The 24,987-nt window shown below is 65.4% G+C and carries 24 protein-coding genes; 18 read left to right on the top strand and 6 right to left on the bottom strand.

The annotated features are described in order from the left end of the window. Positions 1-293 precede the first annotated feature (293 nt). The gene (gene pucL / locus ABIB26_RS19400; RefSeq protein ID WP_354246880.1) at positions 294-1,202 is read left to right on the top strand and encodes a factor-independent urate hydroxylase; all 909 of its coding nucleotides are present in this window, start codon (positions 294-296) and stop codon (positions 1,200-1,202) included. A gap of 164 nt (positions 1,203-1,366) precedes the next feature. After that, positions 1,367-2,851 (top strand): nucleobase:cation symporter-2 family protein, encoded by a 1,485-nt coding sequence (locus ABIB26_RS19395; RefSeq protein ID WP_354246878.1) that lies wholly within the window; start codon positions 1,367-1,369, stop codon positions 2,849-2,851. A 100-nt stretch (positions 2,852-2,951) separates the two neighbouring features. Here the strand turns inward: ABIB26_RS19395 and ABIB26_RS19390 are convergent, their stop codons facing one another. Beyond that, positions 2,952-3,707, bottom strand: a complete 756-nt coding sequence (locus ABIB26_RS19390; protein ID WP_354246875.1) for an IclR family transcriptional regulator — start codon at positions 3,705-3,707, stop codon at positions 2,952-2,954. Positions 3,708-3,919: 212 nt separating this feature from the next. Here ABIB26_RS19390 and ABIB26_RS19385 point away from each other — a divergent pair, with 212 nt between their 5' ends. The 4 genes from ABIB26_RS19385 to ABIB26_RS19370 are packed head-to-tail and all read left to right on the top strand — an operon-like array spanning position 3,920 to position 9,093. Beyond that, positions 3,920-5,374 carry an NAD-dependent malic enzyme gene (locus tag ABIB26_RS19385; protein WP_354246872.1) on the top strand — a complete coding sequence of 485 codons (1,455 nt, stop codon included), beginning with the start codon at positions 3,920-3,922 and terminating at the stop codon, positions 5,372-5,374. Positions 5,375-5,399: 25 nt separating this feature from the next. Continuing rightward, positions 5,400-6,998: a malate synthase A gene (gene aceB / locus ABIB26_RS19380; protein WP_354246869.1), complete on the top strand. Its 1,599-nt coding sequence runs from the start codon at positions 5,400-5,402 to the stop codon at positions 6,996-6,998. A 3-nt stretch (positions 6,999-7,001) separates the two neighbouring features. After that, positions 7,002-8,270: a DUF6986 family protein gene (locus ABIB26_RS19375; protein WP_354246866.1), complete on the top strand. Its 1,269-nt coding sequence runs from the start codon at positions 7,002-7,004 to the stop codon at positions 8,268-8,270. Between the two features lie 10 nt (positions 8,271-8,280). Next, positions 8,281-9,093, top strand: coding sequence for a bifunctional allantoicase/(S)-ureidoglycine aminohydrolase (locus tag ABIB26_RS19370; RefSeq protein WP_347033913.1), 813 nt, complete (start codon positions 8,281-8,283; stop codon positions 9,091-9,093). 202 nt (positions 9,094-9,295) lie between these two features. Here ABIB26_RS19370 and ABIB26_RS19365 read toward each other — a convergent pair whose 3' ends face one another. Beyond that, positions 9,296-9,421: a hypothetical protein gene (locus ABIB26_RS19365; protein WP_354246921.1), complete on the bottom strand. Its 126-nt coding sequence runs from the start codon at positions 9,419-9,421 to the stop codon at positions 9,296-9,298. A gap of 48 nt (positions 9,422-9,469) precedes the next feature. Between ABIB26_RS19365 and ABIB26_RS19360 the strand changes: the two genes are divergently transcribed. The 12 genes from ABIB26_RS19360 to ABIB26_RS19305 all read left to right on the top strand — a co-directional run bounded on the left by ABIB26_RS19360 (position 9,470) and on the right by ABIB26_RS19305 (position 20,801). After that, positions 9,470-9,826 (top strand): MurR/RpiR family transcriptional regulator, encoded by a 357-nt coding sequence (locus ABIB26_RS19360; protein ID WP_354246915.1) that lies wholly within the window; start codon positions 9,470-9,472, stop codon positions 9,824-9,826. A gap of 257 nt (positions 9,827-10,083) precedes the next feature. Continuing rightward, positions 10,084-10,884 (top strand): hydroxypyruvate isomerase family protein, encoded by an 801-nt coding sequence (locus tag ABIB26_RS19355; protein WP_354246863.1) that lies wholly within the window; start codon positions 10,084-10,086, stop codon positions 10,882-10,884. Positions 10,885-10,936: 52 nt separating this feature from the next. Further along, positions 10,937-11,815: a 2-hydroxy-3-oxopropionate reductase gene (locus ABIB26_RS19350; RefSeq protein ID WP_354246860.1), complete on the top strand. Its 879-nt coding sequence runs from the start codon at positions 10,937-10,939 to the stop codon at positions 11,813-11,815. 159 nt (positions 11,816-11,974) lie between these two features. Further along, positions 11,975-13,753, top strand: a complete 1,779-nt coding sequence (gene gcl / locus ABIB26_RS19345; RefSeq protein ID WP_354246857.1) for a glyoxylate carboligase — start codon at positions 11,975-11,977, stop codon at positions 13,751-13,753. Positions 13,754-13,779: 26 nt separating this feature from the next. Further along, the gene (locus ABIB26_RS19340; RefSeq protein ID WP_354246854.1) at positions 13,780-14,970 is read left to right on the top strand and encodes a glycerate kinase; all 1,191 of its coding nucleotides are present in this window, start codon (positions 13,780-13,782) and stop codon (positions 14,968-14,970) included. After that, entirely contained in the window at positions 14,963-16,306 is a 1,344-nt protein-coding gene (allB, locus tag ABIB26_RS19335) for an allantoinase AllB (RefSeq protein WP_354246851.1), read from the top strand. Before ABIB26_RS19340 ends, allB begins: the two co-directional genes overlap by 8 nt. An 8-nt stretch (positions 16,307-16,314) precedes the next feature. Continuing rightward, complete coding sequence (locus ABIB26_RS19330) at positions 16,315-16,971, top strand: winged helix-turn-helix domain-containing protein (protein WP_354246848.1); 657 nt, start codon at positions 16,315-16,317, stop codon at positions 16,969-16,971. 94 nt (positions 16,972-17,065) lie between these two features. Continuing rightward, on the top strand, positions 17,066-17,545 hold the full coding sequence (bcp, locus tag ABIB26_RS19325) for a thioredoxin-dependent thiol peroxidase (protein WP_354246845.1): 480 nt from the start codon (positions 17,066-17,068) through the stop codon (positions 17,543-17,545). 184 nt (positions 17,546-17,729) lie between these two features. Continuing rightward, entirely contained in the window at positions 17,730-18,710 is a 981-nt protein-coding gene (locus tag ABIB26_RS19320) for a glutamate ABC transporter substrate-binding protein (protein ID WP_354246842.1), read from the top strand. A gap of 10 nt (positions 18,711-18,720) precedes the next feature. Further along, positions 18,721-19,368 carry an amino acid ABC transporter permease gene (locus tag ABIB26_RS19315; protein ID WP_354246839.1) on the top strand — a complete coding sequence of 216 codons (648 nt, stop codon included), beginning with the start codon at positions 18,721-18,723 and terminating at the stop codon, positions 19,366-19,368. 13 nt (positions 19,369-19,381) lie between these two features. Then, positions 19,382-20,224 (top strand): amino acid ABC transporter permease, encoded by an 843-nt coding sequence (locus ABIB26_RS19310; RefSeq protein WP_354246836.1) that lies wholly within the window; start codon positions 19,382-19,384, stop codon positions 20,222-20,224. A gap of 100 nt (positions 20,225-20,324) precedes the next feature. After that, positions 20,325-20,801 (top strand): NUDIX hydrolase, encoded by a 477-nt coding sequence (locus ABIB26_RS19305; protein WP_354246833.1) that lies wholly within the window; start codon positions 20,325-20,327, stop codon positions 20,799-20,801. An 82-nt stretch (positions 20,802-20,883) separates the two neighbouring features. On the opposite strand, the gene ABIB26_RS19300 is transcribed toward ABIB26_RS19305, so the two are convergent. From ABIB26_RS19300 to lepB, 4 genes are all read right to left on the bottom strand, one after another. Further along, positions 20,884-21,183: a hypothetical protein gene (locus tag ABIB26_RS19300; protein ID WP_354246830.1), complete on the bottom strand. Its 300-nt coding sequence runs from the start codon at positions 21,181-21,183 to the stop codon at positions 20,884-20,886. A 21-nt stretch (positions 21,184-21,204) separates the two neighbouring features. Then, complete coding sequence (locus ABIB26_RS19295; protein WP_354246827.1) at positions 21,205-23,649, bottom strand: multicopper oxidase domain-containing protein; 2,445 nt, start codon at positions 23,647-23,649, stop codon at positions 21,205-21,207. After that, complete coding sequence (locus tag ABIB26_RS19290) at positions 23,646-24,341, bottom strand: hypothetical protein (RefSeq protein ID WP_354246824.1); 696 nt, start codon at positions 24,339-24,341, stop codon at positions 23,646-23,648. Before ABIB26_RS19290 ends, ABIB26_RS19295 begins: the two co-directional genes overlap by 4 nt. A 128-nt stretch (positions 24,342-24,469) precedes the next feature. Further along, positions 24,470-24,925 carry a signal peptidase I gene (lepB, locus tag ABIB26_RS19285; RefSeq protein WP_354246821.1) on the bottom strand — a complete coding sequence of 152 codons (456 nt, stop codon included), beginning with the start codon at positions 24,923-24,925 and terminating at the stop codon, positions 24,470-24,472. Between the last annotated feature and the right edge of the window lie 62 nt (positions 24,926-24,987).

Below are 24,987 nucleotides of genomic sequence, written 5' to 3'. Positions count from 1 at the left end.
CTGGCGTCGTCAAGGGTCTGTTCTGAAGTGGGCGCCGGCACAGGCTCCGCGTCGGTCACAATCGAATTTTTCAAAATGTGATGTACACCACCGGATTTCCGCGCTACGCTTTAACCCAACTCGTGGCGCAGGTCACGTAACCTGGGAGCAGCAGGCAGGGTCGTAATGAGCTGGCGTCAATCGACGTCGGCTCATTTTTTGTTGGGTCGACGGTAAAAGAAAACGCACGCGGAACGCGTACGAAATTTCTATGTGGGAGTTTGATTCCACATACCGGAAGTTGGGAACCTACCATGAGCAACAAGATCGTCCTTGGACACAACCAGTACGGCAAAGCCGAGGTCCGCGTCGTCAAGATCACCCGCGACACGGAGCGCCACGAGATCGAAGACCTGAACGTCACCTCGCAGCTGCGCGGCGATTTCGCCGCCGCCCACCTCGAAGGCGATAACGCCCACGTGGTGGCCACGGACACCCAGAAGAACACCGTCTACGCCTTCGCCCGGGAAGGTATCGGGTCTCCCGAAGCCTTCCTGCTGCGTCTCGGCGAGCACTTCACGTCCAGCTTTGACTGGGTGACCGGCGGCCGCTGGGAAGCCGAGTCCTATAGCTGGGACCGGATCCAGGCCCACGGCAGCGCGCACAATCACTCGTTCGTCCGCAGCGGCCAGGAAGTCCGCACCGCGGTGGTGGTTCGGGACGGCGCAGCCACCCACGTCATCTCCGGGCTGACCGACCTTACTGTCCTGAAGTCCACCCAGTCCGGCTTTGTGGGCTACCCGAAGGACAAGTACACCACTCTCCCGGAAACCACGGACCGCATCCTGGCCACCGACGTCACGGCGCGCTGGCGCTTCAACGCCGGCACTGACTTCAGCTCGCTGGACTTCAACAAGAGCTACGAAGACGTCAAGGGCCTCCTGCTCGAAGGCTTCACAGAGAACTACTCCCACGCCTTGCAGCAGACCCTGTTCGACATGGGCACCAAGGTCCTCGAAGCACACACGGAGATCGACGAAATCAAGTTCTCCATGCCCAACAAGCATCACTTCCTGGTGGACCTCTCGCCGTTCAGCCTCGACAACCCGAACGAAGTCTTCTTCGCTGCGGACCGCCCCTATGGCCTGATCGAGGCCACCGTCCAGCGTGATGACGCCACCCCGGCGGACATCGCCTGGAGCGGCATCGCCGGTTTCTGCTAGACCGCCGCATCCTCGAATAAATCAACACCGCAACACCCCGGAATTGCTGCACCCACAGGCGCAGCAACTCCGGGGCACCCTCAAAGTATCCAAAAAGCCTCAAATTGTTAGCCAGACATTGTTAGCCAGACGAAGGCGTCTGCCATGAACCAAGAAAGTCTGCCATGAACACTAAGAAGAAATCCCCCACTTCGGAAGCCCGCCCCGAGGACAAGCGCCTCTCGATCGGAAGCACGTTCGCCTACGGGTTCCAGCACGTCCTGACCATGTACGGCGGCATCATCGCCCCGCCGCTCATCATCGGGGCCGCTGCAGGAATGAAGCCCCAGGACATCGGTCTGCTGATTGCCGCGTGTCTGTTCGTCGGCGGCCTCGCCACGATCCTGCAGACCATCGGCATCCCGTTCTTCGGATCACAGCTCCCGCTGGTCCAGGGCGTCTCGTTCGCCGGCGTCTCCACCATGGTGGCGATCGTCAACGGCGGCGGAGGCATCCAGGCGGTCTTCGGATCGGTCATGGTGGCATCGCTGATCGGCCTGGCCATCACGCCGCTCTTCTCCAAGATCATCAGGTTCTTCCCGCCGGTGGTCACCGGAACGGTCATCACCACCATCGGCCTGACCCTCATGCCCGTCGCGGCCAACTGGGCCATGGGCGGCAACGCGAAGGCGCCCAACTACGGGAGCATGGCCAACATCGGCCTGGCCGCAGCCACGTTTGTGGTGGTTCTGCTGCTCAGCAAGGTCGGCAACGCCGCAATCTCGCGCCTGTCCATCCTGCTCGCCATGGTGGTTGGCACCGTCATCGCCCTTGTGACCGGGATGGCGGACTTCTCCAAGGTTGGCCAGGGCGACATCGTGGCCTTCCCCACTCCTTTCGCGTTCGGCATGCCCACATTTGAGATTGCCTCGATCATCTCCATGCTGATCGTCATCCTGGTCACGCTTACCGAGACCTCCGCTGACATCATCGCCGTCGGCGAGATCGTCGACACCAAGGTGGACTCCCGCCGCATCGGTGACGGCCTCCGCGCTGACATGCTCTCCAGTGCGATCTCCCCCATCTTCAACTCCTTCACCCAGAGCGCCTTCGCCCAGAACGTCGGGCTGGTGGCCATCACCGGGATCAAGAGCCGCTTCGTGGTCAGCGCCGGCGGCCTCATCCTGGTGGTCCTGGGCCTGCTGCCCGTGCTTGGCCGCGTTGTCGCAGCGGTGCCGACACCAGTCCTGGGCGGCGCCGGCGTCGTACTCTTTGGAACGGTGGCTGCCAGCGGCATCCGGACGCTGTCCAAGGTGGAATACCGCAATAACATGAACCTGATCATCGTGGCCGCGTCCATCGGCTTCGGCATGATTCCGATTGCCGCCCCGGCGTTCTACAACCAGTTCCCGGCCTGGTTCTCCACCATCTTCCACTCGGGCATCAGCTCGGCCGCTCTCATGGCGATCGTGCTGAACGTACTCTTTAACCACTTCAAGGCGGGCAACACGGACAACCAATCGGTGTTCGTGGCCGGTACGGGCCGTGTTGTCAGCGAAGCGGACATCGCCTGCCTCGCACACGGCGACCGCTACGAAAACGGCAAGCTGATCGACTGCGACGGCAAGGAGGTCCCCGTGCAGCCCGCCAGCAAGCAAGCTGAGCACTAAACCGGGCTGGCTCATCCACATGACAGTTGAGCCCAATGTTCCTGATGAACATTGGGCTCAACTGTCTTCTCGCGCTAGTCCCTCGGTTCGATTCTCCGGGCTAGTTCTGGTTCAGCTCCGCGGAAATCGCCAGCGCTGCTGCGCGCAGCAGCGGCACAGCGCGGTCCGCGAAAGACTGGTCCACACGGGACACCGGCCCGGACACGGAAATGGCCGAGGGTGTAGGTGCATTGGGAACCGCCATGGCGAAGCAGCGCACGCCGATCTCCTGCTCTTCCTCGTCAATGGAATAGCCGCGTTCCCGGATCAGCTTCAGGTCAGCCAGGAGGGAGTCGATGTCGCCGATGCTCTTGGGCGTGGCGACGGGCATCCCGCTGCGGTTGACGATCCCGCGGACGGTCTCGTCGTCCAGCTGCGCCAGGATGGCTTTGCCGACGCCGGTGGCATGCGTGTGGGCGCGGCGCCCCACTTCGGTGAACATCCGCATGGAGTGCAGGGAGGGCACCTGCGCGACATAGATGACCATGTCCGAGTCCAGCACCGCCATGTTGGCGGTCTCCCCCAGCCGGTCCACCAGTGACTTGAGCTGCGGCCGGGCCAAGGCGCCGAGCTGCTTGTTGGCGCCTTCGCCAAGCCGGATCAGCCGGGGGCCCAGAGCGTACCGGCGGTTGGGCAGCTGGCGGATGTAGCCCAGCGTGACCAGGGTGCGCAGGAGCCGGTGGATGGTGGGAAGCGGCAAATCTGTGGAGGAAGAAAGCTCACTGAGCGTGACGTCGCCGCCGGCATCAGTGATCAGTTCCAGAAGTTCAAAGACGCGCTCAACGGACTGCACGCCTCCGGGGGCTTTTTCAGCCATTTCGCAAGTCTCCTGCTGGCTCGGATTCCGGCAATTCTTATCCACATCGTGAAAAGAACTGCTTTGAGATCCCAACATACAGCACGGGCCGCCGCCACGTCGACGAACCCAAGGGGGTTGTGTTTCCACAACGTAGATAATAATATCCATAATACGAAAACATTTTGCACCAACAGTCGGCCCATGCATGGGCCCTACCAGGAGGACATTCAATGGCGAACCCGAGCCCAGGAAATTCGATCACCTTGCGCGTGGAAGCACCGTCCAGCTTCTCCGCCACCAGCGAGCTTGCCGCTGCCGTGGGTGCTGCCGGCGCGGCGATCACCGCGCTGGACGTCACCGAGTCCCACCACGAGACGCTGGTTGTTGACGTCACCTGCAACACTACCGACGACGAGCACGCCGTCCGCGTCAAGGACGCCCTCAATGCGCTCGACGGCGTCAAGGTCCAGCACGTTTCGGACCGCACCTTCCTGATGCACCTTGGCGGCAAGCTCGAGGTGGTCCCCAAAGTAGCCCTGCGCAACCGCGACGATCTCTCCCGCGCCTACACTCCCGGCGTCGCCCGTGTCTGTATGGCCATCGCCGAGGACCCGGCAGCCGCCCGGAACCTGACCGTCAAGCGGAACACCATCGCCGTCGTCACCGACGGTTCAGCGGTCCTGGGCCTGGGCAACATCGGCCCGGCTGCCGCGCTTCCCGTGATGGAAGGCAAGGCTGCCCTGTTCAAGCAGTTCGCCAACGTCGATGCCTGGCCGGTCTGCCTTGATACCCAGGACACCGAGGAGATCATCATGATCGTCAAGGCACTGGCGCCGGTCTATGGCGGCGTGAACCTCGAGGACATTGCGGCCCCGCGCTGCTTCGAAATCGAGAACCGGCTCCGTGCGGAACTCGACATCCCGGTATTCCACGATGACCAGCACGGCACGGCTATCGTCACCCTCGCGGCCCTCGTCAATGCCCTGCGTGTGGTGGGCAAGAAGCTCTCCGAGGTCCGCATTGTGGTGTCCGGCGTGGGCGCCGCGGGCTCGGCCATCATCCAGCTGCTCAAGGCCCAGGGTGCACGGCACATCGTGGCCGCTGGCCGCTCCGGCGCCATCCACTCCGGCGAGGAATACACCGATGAGCACCGCAGCTGGATCGCCGCGAACACCAATGAAGAGGGTTTCTCCGGGACGCTGCACGAGGCGCTCAAGGGCGCAGACGTGTTTATCGGTGTCAGTGCCCCGAATGTGATCGGCGAGGAGCAGGTTGCCTCCATGGCAGACAAAGCGATTGTGTTTGCCATGGCCAACCCGACGCCGGAAATCGATCCGTCCATCGCGTCCAGGCACGCAGCGGTGGTGGCCACCGGCCGCAGCGACTTCCCCAACCAGATCAACAATGTGCTGGCGTTCCCGGGCTTCTTCCGCGGGCTCCTGGATGCCGGTGCATCCGACATCACACCCGAGATGCTGGTGGCCGCTGCCGAGGCAATTGCTAACCGGGTAGGTGACGACGAGCTCAATGCCAGTTACATTATCCCCAGCGTCTTCGATCCGCATGTTGCCGCCGACGTCGCATCCGCAGTGGCAAACGCAGCAGCTGCTGCAGCCCACGCGGGTACCGCTAGCGCGAGCGCAACGAACCCAGAGCCCGCAGTCGCCGCCCGCGCCACCGCCTGATCCGCAGCCAAGAAAAGGACTCAAAATGGCTATCACCGTCACAGACCCCCGGCCGATCGATCGTGCGGAGGAGATACTTACCCCCAAGGCACTGGCCTTTGTGGAGGAACTGCACAAGCGTTTCGCCGGCACCCGCAGGGAGCTGCTGGCCGCCCGCGTCGTCACACGCCAGCGGGCCGCCGATACCGGCAAGCTCGATTTCCTGCCGGAAACACAGGACGTGCGCAACGGGGACTGGAAAGTTGCGCCGGCACCGGAAGCTTTGCAGGACCGCCGGGTCGAAATGACCGGCCCGGCCACTCCGGCCAAGATGGCCATCAACGCGCTGAACTCCGGCGCCAAGGTCTGGCTCGCCGACCTGGAGGATGCCAGCACCCCCACGTGGGCCAACGTCATCGACGCCCTCCTGAACCTTCGTGACGCCGCTACGGGCAGACTCAGCTACACCTCACCAGAGGGTAAGGAGTACACACTCCGCACAGACGCTCCGCTGGCCGTTGTGGTGGCCCGTCCCCGCGGCTGGCACATGCCGGAAACCCACCTGCTGATCGACGGCGAACCCGCCGTAGGGGCGCTGGTGGACTTCGGCCTGCACTTCTTCCACACCGCCAAGCAGCTGGTCATGAATGGCCAGGGCCCGTACTACTACCTGCCCAAGCTGGAGAGCCACCTTGAAGCGCGGCTCTGGAACGACGTGTTTGTGTTCGCGCAGGATTTCCTGGGCCTCGGGCAGGGCATGGTCCGCGCCACGGTGCTGATCGAGACCATCCCGGCCGCTTTTGAGATGGACGAGATCCTCTACGAGCTGCGCGACCACGCGGCCGGCCTGAACGCCGGCCGCTGGGACTACCTGTTCAGCATCATCAAGTACTTCCGCGACGCCGGCGAGGAATTTGTACTGCCGGACCGAGCCACGGTGGCCATGACTGCACCCTTCATGCGCGCGTACACGGAGCTGCTCGTCAAGACATGCCACCGCCGCGGCGCCTTTGCCATGGGAGGCATGGCCGCGGTCATCCCCAACCGGCGCCACCCCGAGGTCACCGAGGTGGCCTTCGAGAAGGTGCGCGCCGACAAGACCCGCGAGGCACACGACGGCTTCGACGGCTCGTGGGTAGCCCACCCGGACCTTGTCCCGACGTGCCGGGAAGCGTTCGACGCCGTCCTGGGCGGGCGCCCGAACCAGCTGGACAAACAGCGCCCCGAGGTCTCCGTGACCGCGGAGCAGCTGCTGGACATTGCCTCGGCGAAAGGCCAGGTCACCGAAGGCGGAATGCGCCTGAACCTGTATGTCGCTGTCGCTTACACCGCGGTGTGGCTGTCGGGAACCGGCGCGGTGGCCATCCACAACCTCATGGAGGACGCCGCGACGGCCGAGATCTCCCGCTCCCAGGTGTGGCAGCAGATCCGCAACAAGTCGGTACTAGCGGACACGGGCAATACCGCGACCCGCGAGCTGGTGGAGCGCATCCTGGGCGAGGAAACCGAGCGCCTGCGGACCGAGTTCGGCGACGAAGCCTTCCGCCGCTACTACGAGCCGGCCAGCAAGCTGATCGGGGAGATCTGCCTCTCCGAGGAATACACCGACTTCCTCACCACCCCGGCCTACGAACTGGTGGGCTGAGGCATGGCAGAGTCATCCTTCAGCACGGCCGATCTGGCCCGGATCGAGGAACAGCTGGCCGCCACCGACCAGCTCCTTGACCGGAGCTACCCCGGCGACGACGGCAGCCGCCAGCCCGTGCACACCGTGTACGTGCCGGCGGACCGTTTCACGCCGTCCCTCGCCGCCGAATGGGGCGCGCAGGCGCTCGCGACAGCGGAAGCCCTCGGTGGGCTGGCCCGCCTGGGTTCCCTGCTCGGCCAGGACAGCGGACTCGCTTCCGCCGTTGCGGAGCGGGTTGCCGCGAAGCTCGCCAGCGAGCCGATCGAGGACCTGCGCCTGGACTTCGAGGATGGCTACGGTGACCGCGGCGACGACGCGGAGGACGCCGACGCCGTTGCTGCCGCCAACGCGGTGGCCGCGGCAGTTGCCGCCGGCACCGCCCCGCCGTTCATCGGTATCCGCTTCAAGTGCTTCGAGGCAGCCACCCGGGCCCGCGGCCTGCGGACCCTGGACCTGTTCGTCTCCACCCTCGCGGCCGCCGGGGAACTGCCTGCCGGGCTCATCCTGACACTGCCCAAGGTCACCACGGTGGCCCAGGTGCAGGCGATGGACTTCGCAGTGTCCCGGCTGGAGGAAGTCCACGGGCTTCCCGCCGGCCGGCTCCGTTTTGAGGTCCAGGTGGAAACGCCGCAGCTCATCCTGGGCCCAGACGGCACCTCCCCTGTGGCGCAGCTGCCACACGCTGTTCCCGGCCGGATCAGCGCACTGCACTACGGCACCTACGACTACTCGGCGTCCCTGCAGATCTCGGCGGAATACCAGTCCATGGAGCACCCTGTGGCGGACTTCGCCAAGGAGGTCATGCAGCTCGCCGTGGCCGGCACCGGGATCCGGCTCTCCGACGGTTCCACGAACATCATCCCGGTGGGCGATGGTGTCGAGGATGCCTGGCGGATCCACGGCCGGCTGGTCCGCCGCTCGCTGGAACGCGGCTTCTACCAGGGCTGGGACCTGCACCCGGCCCAGCTGCCCAGCCGCTTCGCCGCCACGTACGCCTTCTACCGTGAGGGCCTTCCCGCCGCAGCCGCACGGCTCCGCAACTATGTGGAACGCACCGAAGGCGGGGTCATGGACGAACCCGCCACCGCCAGGGCCCTGGCCGCCTTCGTGCTGCGCGGCGTCCAGTGCGGTGCCGTGGGGACCGAAGAGGTCCAGGCGCTGGCCGGCGTCGAACTTTCCCAGCTGACCGCACTGGCGCACCCGCGGCTGGCACACTCCACTTCGAAGTAAGGATCCAATGATGGGCAAGTACTACTACCCCCAGGGCGGACTGCCGCCGCAGACCCACCTCACCACGGAGCGGGCCATCGTCACGGAGGCCTACACGGTCATTCCCAAGGGCGTTATGACCGACATTGTGACCAGCACCCTGCCGGGTTTCTCCAACACCCGCTCCTGGATCCTGGCCCGCCCGATCTCCGGGTTTGCCACCACGTTCTCGCAGCTGATCGTGGAGATCGGCCCCGGCGGCGGCGCTCCGAAGGCCGAGTTTGAGCCCGGTGTTGAGGGCGTTGTCTTCGTCACCAAGGGCAAGGTCAACCTGACCCTCGACGGCGAACTGCACCAGCTTGAGGAAGGCGGCTACGCCTACCTGGCCGCCGGTGCCACCTGGGGCCTCGAGAACGTCTCGGATGACATTGTCTCCTTCCAATGGATCCGCAAGGCCTACGAGCGGCTCGAGGGTTACGAGGCAAAGTCCTTCGTCACCAGTGATGCCGAGGTAGAACCCACCGCGATGCCGGATACCGACGGCGCCTGGAAGACCACCCGCTTCACGGATTCCAGCGACCTGGCCCACGACATGCAGGTGAACATTGTGACGTTCCAGCCGGGCGGGGTCATCCCGTTCCCGGAGACCCACGTCATGGAGCACGGCCTGTACGTCCTGGAGGGCAAGGCCATGTACCTGCTCAACAACGACTGGGTTGAGGTGGAGGCAGGCGACTTCATGTGGCTGCGCGCCTTCTGCCCGCAGGCCTGCTACGCCGGTGGTCCCGGCCAGTTCCGTTACTTGCTGTACAAGGACATGAACAGGCAGATCCGCCTCACCTGAGCCGCCCGCTGGCCGCCGGAATCGCCGGAACCGTGCCGGGGTCGCTGCAAATTTGCGGCGACCCGGACACGGTTCCGGCGATTTAGCGTTCCTGGCCCAATGGGTGAGGGGCTCGGCCGTACAGCTCCCCGCGCAGAACCAGCAGGTTGCGGCCGACGCGCCGCTACCGGAACGTCCGTACCGATCCAGCGGCCAGAGGCAGTTACACCACCGGAACGCTGCCCGTGCCCGCCAACTCCGTCAGTGTCAGCGCTTCACTGCTGCCATCGGTACCGCGGACGGCCACGTCCAACGTCGTGAAGTCGACGGCAACTGTGCACAGGGTCATCAGGGGGTCGTCGCCTGCCGCGGTGCGCAAGACGCCGTCGGGCAGGGTCTGGCCGGGCAGCTCGCCGACAAGCTCCGGGACTTTGAAGCGGGCGATGTCTTCGTGGCCATTTCCATCCGCCGATACACCTCAGACACAGTCTTCGCCTTCGAGGAAGCCAAGCGCCGGGGGCTCTCCACGATATCCCTGACGGACAATCCGGCGTCCCCGCTGGCCCGGGACGCCGACGTCACGTTCTTCGTGGACAGCCAGGGCGTGCACATCCTCCGGTCAATCTCCGCATTCATCTCGCTTGCCCAGACACTCGCCACTTCGGTGGCTCACAAGCTGGGGACGGAGAGCCGGTCCGAGCTCCTGGTGGACGAGCAGTTGCTCAGCGCGTTGGGCGTCTACACGGAAGACTGAGCGCCCGCCGCGTCAACACCCAACAGCGAGGCCCCCGCAATCATGCGGGGGCCTCGCTATTTACGCGCTATTTACCGGAGCGGGCACTCCCGCCTGGTATCCCAAACCGTCGCCCCCTTGACTCCACACCCCTCCTTCCCTAAACTTTTCATAAAGCAGAATCTAAATTCCACAACGCGGAAACTCTAAAGGCGCGAAGCCGCAGAGCCAAGCAAGCGGGAAGACAGATCCCAGCCCCTCCTCGGAAGGAACCCACAATGACGTATTCCGTGAACTGCTCCATTCTCCTGACGGAACTGCCCCTGCTGGAGCGTCCCGCAGCAGCCAAGGCTGCCGGCTTTGACGCCGTCGAATTCTGGTGGCCCTTCGAGGCCTCCGTCCCCGGCGACGCCGAGATCACCGGCTTCGAGCGCGCCATCACCGACGCCGGCGTCCAGCTCACCGGCCTGAACTTCAATGCCGGCAACATGCCGGGAGGGGACCGCGGACTGGTGTCCTGGCCTGCCCGCTCGGCCGAGTTCGTGGACAACATCGACGTTGTCGCCGGCATCGGCGAACGCCTGGGCTGCAAGGCCTTCAACGCCCTCTACGGCAACCGCATCGACGGCGAATCGGCAGAAAAACAGGACGCCATCGGCGCCGAAAACCTCGCGACCGCCGCCGCCGGCGTCGCCCGCATCGGCGGCACCGTACTGCTGGAACCCGTCAGCGGCGCCCCCAAGTACCCGCTGCTCACCGCCGCCGACGCCCTGAACGTGATCGCCCGGGTCAAGGCCGAATCCGGAGTGGAGAACATCAAGCTCCTCGCCGACTTCTACCACCTGGCCGTCAACGGCGACGACGTCGCCGCCGTCATCGAGAACCACGCCAAAGACTTCGGCCACATCCAGATCGCCGACAACCCCGGCCGCGGGGCTCCCGGAACCGGTGAGCTTCCCCTCGGCGAATGGATCGCCCGCAGCCGCCAACTCGGCTACGAAGGCTACATCGGCCTCGAATACAAGGAACCGGCCGAGACCGCGTTCAACTGGGCGATCCGCCAGCGCGTCGCCACCTAACCCCACCATCCCGCCCTACGCACCACCACCAGACTTCAGATAAGGAACCATCGTGAGCAACGTTGCAGTCATCGGACTCGGAATCATGGGCCTGCCCATGGCCATCAACCTCGTCGAGGCCGGCCACACCGTCACCGGCTTCAACCGCAGCCAGGACAAGATCGACAAGCTGGTCTCCGAAGGTGGCCAGGGCGCCACGAGCATCGCCGACGCCGTCAAGGACGCCGACGTCGTCATCACCATGGTGCCGGACTCCCCGGACGTCGAGGGCGTCGTCGGCGGCCCGGACGGACTGTTCGCCAACGCCAGGCAGGGCACCTTGTGGATCGATGCCAGCAGCATCCGCCCGGACGTCGCCAAGCGTCTGGCCGACGATGCCAGGGCAGCCGGCATCCGCGCCCTCGACGCCCCGGTCTCCGGCGGCGAGCAGGGTGCCATCAACGCCGCACTCTCCATCATGGTGGGCGGCGAGGCAGCCGACTTCGAGGCAGCACAGCCGGTCCTGACCGCTGTCGGCAAGACCATCGTCCACGTGGGCCCGTCCGGCTCCGGCCAGACCGTCAAGGCAGCCAACCAGCTGATCGTCGCGGTCAATATCGAGGTCCTGGGTGAGGCCATTGCCTTCCTCGAGGCCTACGGCGTGGACACCGACGCCGCCCTCAAGGTCCTCGGCGGCGGGCTTGCCGGCTCCAAGGTCCTGGACCAGAAGGGCCAGAAGATGCTCGACCGCGACTTCGAGCCCGGCTTCCGCTTGGCCCTGCACCACAAGGACATGGGCATCGTCACCTCCGCCGCCCGCGAAGCCAACGTCGCGCTCCCCCTCGGCGCCGTCGCAGCACAGCTCGTCGCCGCGACCGTCAACCAGGGCGACGGCGGACTGGACCACTCCGGACTCTTCAAGCAGGTCCTGAAGCTCAGCGGCCGCAACTAAGCGGCGCGGCCGCCCCGCCAAGGGGCACTTCGACACGAACACGCCGGCCGCCGTCGTGATTTACGACGGCGACTCCCCCAAAGTGCCCCGCGACGGTTCGCGGGCCTCCATCAGCACACCCAAAAACAGACTTCCCCACAGACTTTCAAGGAGTACACCATGACGAAGATGCGCACCGTAGACGCAGCCGTCGCCATCCTGGCAAAGGAAGGCGCCACCGAGGCGTTCGGCCTGCCAGGCGCGGCGATCAACCCCTTCTACTCGGCCATGCGGGAGCACGGCGGCATCCGCCACACCCTCGCCCGGCACGTGGAAGGCGCCAGCCACATGGCTGACGGCTACTCCCGGGCCAAGGACGGCAACATCGGCATCTGCGTCGGTACCTCCGGCCCCGCCGGCACCGACATGATCACCGGACTCTACGCCGCCTGGGCGGACTCCATCCCGATGCTCTGCATCACCGGCCAGGCTCCCGTGGCCAAGCTGCACAAGGAAGACTTCCAGGCCGTGGACATCGAAACCATCGCCAAGCCGGTCACCAAGATGGCCATGACCGTCCTGGAACCGGGCCAGGTTCCGGGCGCGTTCCAGAAGGCGTTCCAGCTGATGCGCTCCGGCCGCCCCGGCCCGGTGCTGCTGGACCTGCCCATCGACGTGCAGATGGCCGAGATCGAATTCGACATCGACACCTACGAGCCCTTGCATGTCGAGAAGCCCCGGGCCAGCCGCAAGCAGCTGGAAAAGGCCCTGGACATGCTCACCGCCGCCACGCACCCGCTGATCGTCGCCGGTGGCGGCATCATCAACGCCGGCGCGTCCGCGCAGCTGGTGGAACTCGCCGAGCTGCTGAACGTTCCGGTCATCCCGACCCTGATGGGCTGGGGCGCCATCGCGGACGACCACCCGCTGATGGCCGGCATGGTGGGCCTGCAGACCTCGCACCGCTACGGCAACGAGACCATGCTGGCCGCGGACTTCGTGATCGGGATCGGCAACCGCTGGGCCAACCGCCACACCGGCGGCCTGGACACCTACACGGCCGGCCGCACGTTCGTGCACATCGACATCGAACCCACCCAGATCGGCCGGGTTTTCTCCCCGGACCTGGGCATCGCCTCCGACGCCGGCGCGGCACTGGAGGGCCTGATCGAGCTGGCCCGGGAACGCAAGACGGCAGACACCCTGCCGGACTACACCGGCTGGGTCGCCGAATGCACCGAACGCAAGGGTTCCCTGCAGCGCAAGACCCACTTCGAGAACATCCCGATCAAGCCGCAGCGCGTCTACGAGGAAATGAACCGCTCCTTCGGCAAGGACACCACCTATGTGTCCACCATCGGCCTGTCCCAGATCGCCGGCGCCCAGATGCTGCACGTCTTCGGCCCGCGGAAGTGGATCAACGCCGGCCAGGCGGGCCCGCTGGGCTGGACCGGCCCGGCCGCGCTGGGCGTGGTCCGCGGCAAGCCGGACGAGACCGTCGTGGCCCTGTCCGGTGACTACGACTTCCAGTTCATGATCGAGGAACTGGCCGTCGGCGCTCAGTTCAATCTCCCCTACATCCACGTCGTGGTGAACAACTCCTACCTGGGCCTGATCCGGCAGTCCCAGCGCGGCTTCAAGATGGAACAGAACGTGTCCCTGGCCTTCGAGAACATCAACTCCCCCGAGACCAACGGTTACGGCGTGGACCACGTTAAGGTCGCCGAGGGCCTAGGCTGCAAGGCCATCCGGGTGCAAAACCCGGACGACCTGCCCGCGGCATTCGGCAAGGCCAAGGCGCTCATGGGCGAGTTCAACGTCCCCGTGGTAGTCGAAGTGATCCTGGAAAAAATCACCAACATCTCCATGGGCACCGAAATCAACGCCGTCAACGAGTTCGAGGACCTGGCTGAGACCCGCGAAGACGCTCCGACGGCCATCCTCTCCTCGCTGGCCTAACGCAAACAATGGAAGGAGGAACCAGCATGCGCGTGGTTATCGCCCCCGACAAGTTCAAGGGCTCCCTATCCGCCCCCGACGTCGCCCGTCACCTGGAAGCAGGGCTGCGGGCAGCATGGGGAACCGCAGGCTCCCGCGGTGAGCTGGATGTCCTCCGGATTCCCGTGGCCGACGGCGGCGAGGGCACCCTCGATGCCGCCGTCGGCTCCGGCTTCACCCGACGCAGCGCTGTGGTCAGCGGCCCTACCGGGCAGCCGCTCCGGGCCGAGTTCGCGGTCCGCGGACGCGAAGCCGTGATTGAAATGGCCGCCGCGTCCGGGCTCGCCGTCCTGCCGGACGGCATCAAGGACGCCACCGGGGCCACCAGCCTGGGCACCGGTGAACTGATCCGCGCAGCGCTCGACGCCGGGTGCCGGCAGATCATTTTGGGCGTCGGCGGGAGCGCCAACACCGACGGCGGCGCCGGGATCCTCCAGGGACTCGGCGCCAGGCTCCTCGCCGCCGACGGCCGGGAACTCCCGCCCGGCGGCGGCGCCCTGGCCGGGCTACACCAGATCGATTTCTCTGGGTTCGACACCCGCCTGGACGAGGCCCGCTTCATCCTGGCCAGCGACGTGGACAACCCGCTGCTCGGCCCCGAAGGCGCCCCCGCCGTCTTCGGTCCCCAGAAGGGCGCCACCCCTTCGGACGTCGCCGCGCTCGACGCCGCGCTGTCCCGCTTTGTCGAGGTGCTCGCGAAGGAGATCGGCCCCCGCGCCGTGAAAGCAGCGGAAGCCCCGGGCGCCGGGGCCGCGGGAGGCGCGGGCTACGCCGCCATCGCGGTCCTGGCCGCGACGCGCAGGCCGGGCATCGACGTCGTGCTTGAATTCACCGAACTCGGGCAGCGGCTTGCCGGTGCGGACCTGGTGATCACCGGCGAAGGCAGCCTGGATGAACAAAGCCTGCTCGGCAAGACTCCCATGGGTGTTGCCCGGGCAGCAGGACGCGCCGGGGTCCCCGTCATCGCGGTCTGCGGACGCACCACGCTGGGCGCGGAACAGCTCCGGCAGTCCGGCTTCCGGGACGTTCATGCTTTGACGGAGCTGGAACGCAATGTAGACACATGTATAGCGGAAGCGGGATCGCTGCTGGAACGCCTCGGCCGGCGCATCGGCGAGCAGCTGGCGGCCCTGGCTCCTGCAACGAACGCTGACACGAAGGAGGCCATCCATGCCTGAAGAGACATTTGACCTGGTCATCCGCGGCCGGCACATCCTCACCACCGCCGGCATCGCCGCGCGTGAAGTGGGCGTGCGGGGCGGGAAGATCGTGGCGATCGAGCCGCTGGGCAACGGCCTCACCGGAGGGGAAGTCATCGAGCTCGCGGACGACGAGACCCTGATCCCCGGGCTGGTGGACACCCACGTCCACGTCAACGAGCCCGGCCGGACCGAGTGGGAGGGGTTCGCCTCCGCGACCCGGGCCGCCGCGGCCGGCGGGGTGACCACCATCATCGACATGCCGCTGAATTCCATCCCGCCCACCACCACGGTGGCAAACCTCAAACTCAAGCGGGAAGTCGCCGCGGACCAGGCGTTCGTGGACGTCGGCTTCTGGGGCGGCGCAGTCCCGGGAAACAAGGCGGACCTGCGGCCCCTGCATGACGAGGGCGTGTTCGGGTTCAAGTGTTTCCTGCTGCACTCCGGCGTGGACGAGTTCCCGCACCTGGAGGCGGACGAGATGGAGGAGGACATGGCCGCGCTGAAGTCCTTCGATTCGCTCATGATCGTCCACGCCGAGGACTCGCACGCGATCGACCGCGCGCCGCATCCGGGCGGCGACCACTATTCCACGTTCCTGGCCTCCCGCCCGCGCGGTGCCGAGAACAAGGCGATCGCCGAGGTGATCGAGCGGGCCCGCTGGACCGGGGCCCGCGCGCACATCCTGCACCTGTCCTCCTCGGACGCGCTGCCCATGATCGCCAGCGCAAAGCGCGACGGCGTGCACCTCACGGTCGAGACCTGCCCGCACTACCTCACCCTGATGGCCGAGGAGATCCCCGACGGCGCCACCGCGTACAAGTGCTGCCCGCCGATCCGCGAGGCCGGGAACCGGGAACTGCTCTGGAAGGGCCTGCAGGAGGGCACCATCGACTGCATCGTCTCGGACCACTCCCCGTCCACCCTGGATCTGAAGGACCTGGAAAACGGCGACTTCGCCGTCGCCTGGGGCGGGGTCTCCTCGCTCCAGCTGGGCCTGTCCCTGATCTGGACCGAGGCCCGGCACCGCGGCATCACCCTGGAACAGGTCCTGTCCTGGATGGCCGCCAAACCCGCCGAACTCGCCCGGCTCACCAACAAGGGCCAGCTCGCGCTCGGCTACGACGCCGACTTCTCCGTCTTCGCCCCCGACCAGGCCTACGTCGTGGACGTCACCAAACTCAAGCACAAAAACCCCATCACGCCCTACGACGGCAAGGCCCTCTCCGGCGTGGTCCGCAAAACCTACCTCCGCGGCACCCTGATCAACGGCCACACCCCCACCGGCAACCTCCTCCGCCGCGGCGGAATCTGACGGCCTGCATGGCAGCCGAAGTCCATTCCCCGCGGGGCATGTATGCGCATCCGGCGCCGATTCCGGAATTCGGTCCGCGGCTCAGGGCGCACGGCGTGGCCGTCTGGGTCACCCCGGGCCGCGGGCAGGAGGTAGAAGACGCAGTGATGGCCCGCGCCGCCCAACTGCTGCTGGAACACGTTTGGAGCATTGCCCCGGAGGCGGAAGCCCAGGTTTGGCCTGCCCCCGGGGCTGCAACTTCCGCCGACGGCGGAAACCCGGTGCCGTCGTCGTCCGCTTCGGAGGACTCCCCGCAAGCGGACGACGACGGCGCCACCCACCTCCCGCCGACGGCGGGTCAGCCCAGCCGGGTGTGCGTGGACCTTGCCGCCGCTCAGGTCTTGCTGGACGGGAAGCCCGTGGCACTGACCGGCATTGAGTTCAAGTTGCTGCGGTACCTGGTGGAGAATTGCTCCCGCACCGTGGGCCGCGATGAGCTCCGGCGTTTCCTGGAATCGTTCGATTCCCCGGCGGCGGCATCTCGCTCCATCGACGTCTATGTCGGCCGGGTGCGGCGCAAGCTGCGGCGGGCACGGCACGCCGTCGCCACGGTGCGCGGCGGAGGCTACCGGTTCGTTCCCGGGCCCCATGCCACGGTGCGCGGGCCCGCGGAGTACAACATCTGAGTCCGCAATAGTGCAACGGCAGACTCTCTTTGACTATAAACATTGTCGGTAAACATCGTCAGTAAACAGACCCCCACAGACCCAAAAGGAACCCATGAACCCCCAGCTGACCACCAAGCTCCAGCCCGGCATGCAGGCGCCGGAGTTCACCCTGCCGGACGCCGCAGGCAGGCAGGTTTCCGTTGCCGACTATCGCGGCAAGAACGTCATCGTGTACTTCTACCCGAAGGCTGCGACGCCCGGCTGCACCACAGAGGCGTGCGATTTCCGCGACAACCTTGCCTCACTGAAAGCCTCCGGCTACGAAGTGCTCGGCATCTCCCCCGACGCACCCCAGTCCCTCAAGGACTTCACCGGCGATTTCACCCTCACCTTCCCCCTCCTCTCTGACGAGGACCATTCCGTGGCCCTCGCATATGGCGCCTGGGGCGAAAAGCTCGTCGACGGGCAAATCGAGGAGGGGATTGTGCGCTCAACCGTCGTTCTCGATCCCGACGGCGCGGTCACCTTGGCGAAGTACCACATCACCGCCAAGGGCCATGTGGCTGCACTCAAGGCAGAGTTGGGCGTTTAAGTCGCGCGGAGTCCGCATAGGCCTCCCCACTTGGTGCCTTAACCCCGGACGATTCTCAGCCGGCTTATTGTTACGATCCGGGACTGTTTTCTGTGGCATTCGCCAATTCGATGGGGATTCAGGCATAGCTTGGAACCGACGACGGCGATCGGTTGGGTGTCGCCGGCCACGAGAGGACCAACTTATGTCAGAACTTGAGAGGTTTTCGTCCAGTCTGTTAAGCAGGCGGGGAGCGCTTGCGCTGGGGCTTGGTGCCCTGGGTGCCGGTGCACTCGCGGGCTGTGGCGGTTCACCGACGCTGCCGGTCGCATCCGGTTCTGCCAGCGCCAGCGGGGCGGCAGCCGGTTCGGTCATCGATCTGGCCGCGTTCGAAGCCGTGCTGGCCAAGGGCGCCGTTGCCCAGGACTCAATCGTGCAGGCGAGCGCCTGGGCCAAGGCGATCAAGGCCAAGGGCCAGTTGCTGCGTGGCGGCACTGACACCTCCACGCTCTTTTCACTGCGGGATCCTGGGACCGGCAAGGTGTCGGGGTTCGATGCCGGCCTGTCACAACTCCTGGCCAAGTACATCATCGGCGAGCCCAAGGAGAACCTTTCCCAGGTCACCGTGGATACACGCGAGACATTGCTGCAGAACAACTCTGTGGATGTCATCTTTGCCACCTATTCCATCACCCCCAAGCGCGCCGAAAAAGTGGATTTCGGCGGCCCCTACTATGAGTCCAAATCGGCCATCCTGGTGAAGGCGGACAACACCTCCATCAAGTCCGTCGCGGACCTCGCAGGCAAAACGGTGGCAACGCAGAGCGCGTCCACCGGTGTGACCCTGCTGAAGGAGGTGGCCCCGGAAGCGAACGTGCAAACCTTCGATGACAATCCCAAGTGCCTCGCTGCGGTCCAGCAGGGCCGGGTGGAGGCCTACGTGATTGATCAGTCCATCCTGTTGTCCAATGCGGCCAAGAACAAGGACGTGAAGATCGTCGGCGAAACTTTTGGCAACAGCGACAAATACGGAATCGGACTCCACAAGGGCACGGACGCCCTGGCCTTCGTCAATGCATGGCTGAAGATCGTTGAATCAGACGGCTCCTGGGACGCACTGTGGAAAGCCACCGTAGGCCAGGTACTCAAGACCGACCCGCCGAAGCCGCCCGCCATCGGGGCCTGAGGCCGGGTCTATGGACCAGCTGTTCACCACCTACCTCGACGAGCTGCTGGCGGGCCTCTGGGTGACGGTGCGGCTGACCGCCGTGGCCTTTTTCGGGTCGCTCGTGGTCGGGACCGCCATCGCCGCCTGCCGCGTCAGCCCCATACTGCCGTTGCGCGCAGTAGGGCGGCTGTACGTGGAACTCTTCGTCAACATCCCGCTGATCAGCCTGTTGGTGGTGGTGACCTTCGGGCTCCCGGACATCGGCATAACGTTCGATCTGTTCACGTGCGCCGCCATTTCGATGATCCTGCTGGGCGGCGCGTTCACCTGCGAGGCCATCAGAACAGGGGTCAATGCGGTGTCGGTGGGCCAGATTGAGGCCGCGCGCTCCATCGGCCTGGACTTCTTCGGAGTGCTGCGCTTCGTGCTTTTTCCCCAGGCCTTCCGCAGCGTGATCCAGCCGATCGTCAACGTGTTCATTGGCATACTGCTCAGCTCCTCGCTGGCCGGTGTCATCGGCGTGAAGGACCTCACCCTGCAGGTTTCGGAGATCAATAACGAAGCGGCCCTTGGACTGACCACCTATCTGTTGGCCGCCGTCGCCTATGTGGTCATTTCACTGCTGGCCGGCGGACTGGGAGCGCGGCTGGAAGAACGGCTGAAGGTCCAACGATGAAGGGGTCCCAGCCGTGAGTACCCAGGACAGTCTCTTCGACGCCGCCGGGCCCAGGGCCCGACGCCGGATCCGGATCCTCACCGTGCTCAGCCTGCTCGGCATAGCCGGCCTCGCGGCCGTGACACTCCTGCGGTTCGGGCAGGCAGGCCAGCTCGCGGCCGATCGCTGGGTTGAATTCACCCAGGGGCCGTACCTGCTCTTCCTGCTTGCCGGCCTGGGCAACACGGTCGCAGCGGCGGCGGCGTCCGCGGTTTTTGCATTGCCGCTGGGACTTGTCCTCGCCCTCGGCCGGCTCTCAGTGCGCCCGTCCCTGCGGCGGATCGCCACGGGCTGGATCGAGTTCTTCCGCTCCGTCCCGCTTCTGCTGGTGGTCTATATCTTCGTCAGCGGACTCCCCCAATACGGGATTAACCCCGACATCTTCTGGAAGCTGGTCATCCCCATCACCCTGTGCAGTTCGGCCGTGATGGCCGAAATCTTCCGGGCCGGCATCAAGGCCCTGCCGTCCGGTCAGAGCGAGGCCGGGCTGAGCCTGGGCCTGTCCCAGGGCCAGGTCATGCGCAGCGTCGTGCTTCCGCAGGCGATCAGGATCGTGGTGCCCTCCATGGTGGCCCAACTGGTGGTCCTGCTCAAAGACACCACCCTGGGGTACGCCGTCAGCTATCCGGAGCTGATGAAGACCTCCAACAATCTCACGGCCTACACCAACCACTTGATCCAGACGTACCTGATCATCGCCGCGGTGTACGTGGTCACAAACGTCCTCATCTCCCACTTGGCGCGTTACCTGGAACGCCGCATGTCCGGGCGGACTGCCCGGGTCCGACGAGAGGCCTTGGAAGCGGGCATCGGCTGAGCCTTGACGCAGTCCCCACCGTCTGGCACTCTTCCCAGGCTCTAAGCATCTGTTTCCTCGTGTTGCTGGCGCAGGGAAACCCTAGGGAAATGGACGTCACATGACAGTTCGGAGTGCAGGCATTCTGCTGCACCGGCGGAGCCCTACATCGGAGTTGGAAGTTTGGATAGCCCATATGGGCGGACCGTTCTGGGCCGACAAGGATGCTCGCGCCTGGTCCATTCCCAAGGGTGAATACCTGGAAGACGAGGACCCGCTGGCGGCCGCGCGGCGTGAGTTCGCCGAGGAAATAGGCACCCCTGCACCTTCCGCGGACTACATCCCGCTGGGCATTTTCCGGCAACCCTCGGGCAAGATCATCACGGTCTTCACGGCGGAGTCGGACTTTGAACCCGAACGAATCGTGAGCAACACCTTTTCACTGGAATGGCCGAGGGGATCCGGAACAGTCAGAAGCTACCCTGAGATCGACGACGCCGCTTGGGCCAGGGAGGCCGAAGCCCGCACCAAGCTGGTACGTGGACAACTGCCGATCCTCGACGCCCTCATCCAGCACCTCCGGGAAAGCGGCGGATGATTGGCGCGACTCCCCGGAGAACAGTCTCGGGGGACGCTTGCGAATCCGGAGATCGCGGCACGGCGGCGGTGTGCAGGAGCTATTAAGTTGCCACCTTCTCGATGGCGACCATCTCTATGATCCTGGTCGATGGCTCACCGACCAGCGCCGGCGCCGTCACACCGGTTTTCCACGTGTCGTTCTGCAGCCGGCCCAAAAAGTCCACGGCGGCCTCCTGCGTATCGAAATCCATCTCCAGCATCACGTAGTCCTCCTGGTCGAGCGGACGCGAGATCCGGTAGGACCGTACCCCCGAAGCGGCACGGTCCAGTGGGTCACTGTCGAAAGCCCTCCTCCACATGCCGAAGTCGCGGACCTGGTGTTCGATCTGCAGGGTAATCATGCGGTGCTCCTGTCGACGGTTCTATACGCCCAAATATAGGCCCTGCGGGCCGCCCCAAGTAAGGCTACGGGCAGGAGCGGCACTCCGGTTGGGGTCGTCCAGGTCAGCTGGCGACGACCGGAATCCGACGGGTGGCAATGGCCTTTCCGGTGATCCAGTCCAGCAGGTCAACCGTGAGCCAGTAGGTCCCGGCCGCAGGAGGGTAGAGGAGCATGTCGTACCGTTCGGCGGCACCGAAATTGATGATGGCTGTCCGCAGGGGACCCGTGGCAGAAATCGGCTGTGCGGGTCCTGAGGGCTTGACGTGTCGCGGAAAGGCCGTCCGTCGTGCGCTATCACCTCGGCCATGGCAATCCGCGCTCCGGCCTCGTTTGTGAAGTAGGCGTTCACCGGGAAGTAGTTGGCGTTGAGCAGGCGGAGCAGCGTGGGCTTAACAGTGTCTCCGGTGACCATGCGTGCGCGGACCCGGGTGAGGAAGGCGGGACCCTCCTTGCTGGCGGAACGTGCCAGCTCGCCGCCCAGCAGATAGAAGTTTTTCGGCTCGAATTTGTCCAGCCCCGCGTCGTCGCCCGAGAGCCCCGCGGCATGGTTGAGTTCGTGCCAGCGGGGATCCACCGAGTACGGGACCAGGATAGCTTCGGTATCGATGTCATATTCCGGCCCGTCGACGAAGGCTCTGCGCGACCGGGCCCCTTTTGTCAGCGGGAAGTCCGGATGGACCGCCGGGTCGACGATCAGCAGACCGAACATCCCCATCTGTACGTGCAGGGTGGTATTGACGTGGCAGTGGCAGAAGTACGTGCCTGCCGTTCCCACATTCGGATTCCCCGGTTGTCCCCGTTCCGGCCGCCACTGGTAGGTGTAAGAGCCGGAAACCTCAAAGGAGGTGTGGCCGACGCCGTCGTTCCGTGGATCCGGTTCGATGCCGTGCCAGTGGATCGTGTGGACCCTCTTGCTCGGGTGGATCGTGCCCTGGAACAGCTGCCCCTCCGTGAGCCGCACCAGGGGCGCGGGGAAGATCCGCCCGGAGTCCTCGGTCTCGAACGTCCACATCTCGAATTCGCCGCCGTCGTCGAATTTCATCTTTCGGTTGAAGAATTTAAACTCATGGGCAACATCCGGTTTCTGGCGGAACTCCGTCGCGGGGCTTCCCTCATGCATCTGGTCGGAGCTGAAGTCGACCTGGCTGCGGTACAGCTGGTGCGCATCCGAGCCACCCGTGGCTGGGCCGGGGGCAGCGACCGTCCAGTGGCCCTCCAGTCCGCCTGGATACATTCCACCCCTGGCCACCTGGGACGGTTCGGCGTGGCAATGCATCGGGTACTCCCAGTCCTCCGTGCGGGCATTCCACACCTCATCAATTGCCTCCGGGGGGCGCCGCAGCGGAAGGAGCGAGTCCTTCCGGTCCAGGGGGTGCATTTCGATCGTGTCTTCCCACTGCTGGAGCACAACGTGGCCATCCGCGTCCACTCTCCCCCTCGCGCCTGAGCGGGGGAACATCTCGCCGTTGCGGCCTGCCGTCCAGAGATGGTTTCCGTGAAAATGGAGCTGGTGATGCACGATTCCGGCGTTGAGGAAGCGCATGAGCTGGCCCGTCCCGACGGTGCCAACCGTAGCCGCCCGGCTGAAATCGCGGACATCGATCTGTCGGGCGGAACCGGACATCAGCGTATCTTCTTCACGGAGCGTGTTGAGGGCCTCATCCGTGGAAGCGGCCAGCGACTGGAATCCGCTGCGGCCGTTGAGCGTGAAGTACCGCGGATACACGGGAGTCTTGTCGGGATTTACGGTTCCGTTGCGGGACGCGATGGCCGCCCACACAGGGTCTACGTTGTGGAGCAACCACAACCATTGGCGCTCGAATTCCGGCCCGCCCGGCATAGGACGCCACGGTGAGGCAGGATCCGTCACCAGCAGGGCCCCGAAGAGGCCGAGAACCCGCTGGACCGGGTCGGCCGTGGGATCAGCCGGATCAGCCCCGGGATCGCAATAGAGGTAGGCGCCCTCCTTCGGGGCCTTGAATTCCAGCGTTTTGCTCTGGCCCGGCTTGATGGCGCCGGTACCTACATGCCCGTTTCGCGGGCCGGCGTTGAGGAACTGCAGCGAATGCTCTTGGGCCAAGTGGTTGGTCACGCGGATGCTGATCGTGCTGCCGGTTTCGGCGATGAGGGTCCGATCCGGGAAGAAGCTGGCCCAGTACGCCCGGCGGACCAGGAATTCCCCGGCGTTGGCCGGGTCCTTGGCAGCGGGCGCCGGACGTCCCCGGGGCGGGACGGCCGCGTTCAGGGGGTACGTTCGGCTCGCCACCACGGACCCGTTGCGCAGGAACACACTGGGGCTCACCGCGAGGCTCGGCTTGGGATCACGGACCAATGTAGGCCGGTCGCCGAAGCCCCGGTGGTAGACAAACGAGCCGTCCACCATGGGGAGGAATCCCTCGTTGATGTGAATGTCCAGAGTGCTCATGACTTCACCTGGCTTACGGTCAGGTGCGGCAGCGAAAGGCTCAGCAGTCCGTCCCGTTCCGGCTCCGAGTACTCAAGCTCCATGTCACCCGCATCGCTGGGTGCCAGATAGCTGATCCAGACATGCTCCGATGCGCCGGCGGCGATGGTGCCGGGGCCCGTGTCGAAGTCCTGCGGGGTGACGGTGATGCCGGACGGGATCAGCTTCAAACGGAGCTGTCCCGGGCCGAAAAGCACGGGTCCCGGCCGGTCATTCTTCAGGGCCACTTCAAGCACGACGACGTCGCCCCACGTGAGGTTGCCAGGTTGCGGCGAGTCGGTATCCGGGAGATTTCCGCCGTCGTGCGAATGGGTGGCGACGGAGGCGCGCTGGGCGTCGTCGTCCCGCTGGGATCGGGGCACGCTGACGGCCGCAGCCACCGCTCCTGCTCCGGCGCTGAGCTGCGCAACCGCGGCTGACAGTGACTTGGAGGCGGGCCGTCCCTGCGCATCAAGTCTGGTCAGGCGGCCCGCCTGAACCACCGACAGTGTTCCGAAGGCCGTAGCCAGACCGGCCCCGTTGCCAGGTAGACTGCGGGATATGACGCCGTAGGTCCCGCCGGCTACCAGCAGGAAGGCCCCGCCACCCACCACCAGTCCGAACTGGCGGCGGCTGAGAACAGGGCTGGAAATAGTGCGCGGAATCAAATTCAAAATCGCTCCCCCAAGTCGGCAAATCGGTAAGCCTCATCGTCCACATGCGGCCTCGGGAAAACTTGGAGCCAACGCCGGCCCGCGGCGTCAGGGCCAGGAGTCAGAGCGGCCGGCGTTATGGACAGCGTCTATTTCTGGCCCGTCAGCAACGTGCCTTGGATCGCCGTCAACGGCACAGCTCCGAAGTCCCTGGAATCGATTGACACGCCGCGGTTGTCCCCAAGAACGAAGACACAGCCGGCGGGCACAGTCTCGGGCCCGAAGTAGGTGCCGTCTATCCGGCTGTGGTCGATGAATGGCTCCGGGACGGCAACTTTATCGACGAACAATTCCGAGTCCCTGATGGCTACGCTTTGCCCCTCCCCCGCGATGACGCGCTTGATGGCGGTCCGGCCATCGACCGGGCTGGCAAAGGCGATCACTACGCCATTCCGGATCCAGCCCGTTGCTGCTGCCGGCTTGTACAGGAACACGACGGCGCCCGAGGGAACGGTCGGGGCCATGCTGTCCGAGGCGACTGTGACAGGTTCCACCAGCCAGGTGCGGATGGCCAGTGCAGCCAGGACCGTAATCAACGCCGCCACGAGGAGCCGGGTCCGTCGGCTGACGCAGTCCGTCCGCGCGGTTGGCCATGGCGGACGGCGGC

It is taken from the genome of Arthrobacter sp. UYEF20 (genome assembly GCF_040546335.1).
Classification (GTDB): Bacteria; Actinomycetota; Actinomycetes; order Actinomycetales; family Micrococcaceae; genus Arthrobacter.
The sequence above is the reverse complement of the archived record's forward strand: the minus strand, read 5'-3'. Positions and strand labels throughout refer to the sequence as shown.

What these genes read in the sequence shown, in the direction of transcription:
- pucL (WP_354246880.1), top strand. Translation starts at nt 294, where the DNA reads ATGAGCAACAAGATCGTCCTTGGACACAACCAGTACGGCAAAGCCGAG.
- ABIB26_RS19395 (WP_354246878.1), top strand. Translation starts at nt 1,367, where the DNA reads ATGAACACTAAGAAGAAATCCCCCACTTCGGAAGCCCGCCCCGAGGAC.
- ABIB26_RS19390 (WP_354246875.1), bottom strand. Translation starts at nt 3,707, where the DNA reads ATGGCTGAAAAAGCCCCCGGAGGCGTGCAGTCCGTTGAGCGCGTCTTT.
- ABIB26_RS19385 (WP_354246872.1), top strand. Translation starts at nt 3,920, where the DNA reads ATGGCGAACCCGAGCCCAGGAAATTCGATCACCTTGCGCGTGGAAGCA.
- aceB (WP_354246869.1), top strand. Translation starts at nt 5,400, where the DNA reads ATGGCTATCACCGTCACAGACCCCCGGCCGATCGATCGTGCGGAGGAG.
- ABIB26_RS19375 (WP_354246866.1), top strand. Translation starts at nt 7,002, where the DNA reads ATGGCAGAGTCATCCTTCAGCACGGCCGATCTGGCCCGGATCGAGGAA.
- ABIB26_RS19370 (WP_347033913.1), top strand. Translation starts at nt 8,281, where the DNA reads ATGGGCAAGTACTACTACCCCCAGGGCGGACTGCCGCCGCAGACCCAC.
- ABIB26_RS19365 (WP_354246921.1), bottom strand. Translation starts at nt 9,421, where the DNA reads ATGACCCTGTGCACAGTTGCCGTCGACTTCACGACGTTGGACGTGGCC.
- ABIB26_RS19355 (WP_354246863.1), top strand. Translation starts at nt 10,084, where the DNA reads ATGACGTATTCCGTGAACTGCTCCATTCTCCTGACGGAACTGCCCCTG.
- gcl (WP_354246857.1), top strand. Translation starts at nt 11,975, where the DNA reads ATGACGAAGATGCGCACCGTAGACGCAGCCGTCGCCATCCTGGCAAAG.
- ABIB26_RS19340 (WP_354246854.1), top strand. Translation starts at nt 13,780, where the DNA reads ATGCGCGTGGTTATCGCCCCCGACAAGTTCAAGGGCTCCCTATCCGCC.
- allB (WP_354246851.1), top strand. Translation starts at nt 14,963, where the DNA reads ATGCCTGAAGAGACATTTGACCTGGTCATCCGCGGCCGGCACATCCTC.
- ABIB26_RS19330 (WP_354246848.1), top strand. Translation starts at nt 16,315, where the DNA reads ATGGCAGCCGAAGTCCATTCCCCGCGGGGCATGTATGCGCATCCGGCG.
- bcp (WP_354246845.1), top strand. Translation starts at nt 17,066, where the DNA reads ATGAACCCCCAGCTGACCACCAAGCTCCAGCCCGGCATGCAGGCGCCG.
- ABIB26_RS19320 (WP_354246842.1), top strand. Translation starts at nt 17,730, where the DNA reads ATGTCAGAACTTGAGAGGTTTTCGTCCAGTCTGTTAAGCAGGCGGGGA.
- ABIB26_RS19315 (WP_354246839.1), top strand. Translation starts at nt 18,721, where the DNA reads ATGGACCAGCTGTTCACCACCTACCTCGACGAGCTGCTGGCGGGCCTC.
- ABIB26_RS19305 (WP_354246833.1), top strand. Translation starts at nt 20,325, where the DNA reads ATGACAGTTCGGAGTGCAGGCATTCTGCTGCACCGGCGGAGCCCTACA.
- ABIB26_RS19300 (WP_354246830.1), bottom strand. Translation starts at nt 21,183, where the DNA reads ATGATTACCCTGCAGATCGAACACCAGGTCCGCGACTTCGGCATGTGG.
- ABIB26_RS19295 (WP_354246827.1), bottom strand. Translation starts at nt 23,649, where the DNA reads ATGAGCACTCTGGACATTCACATCAACGAGGGATTCCTCCCCATGGTG.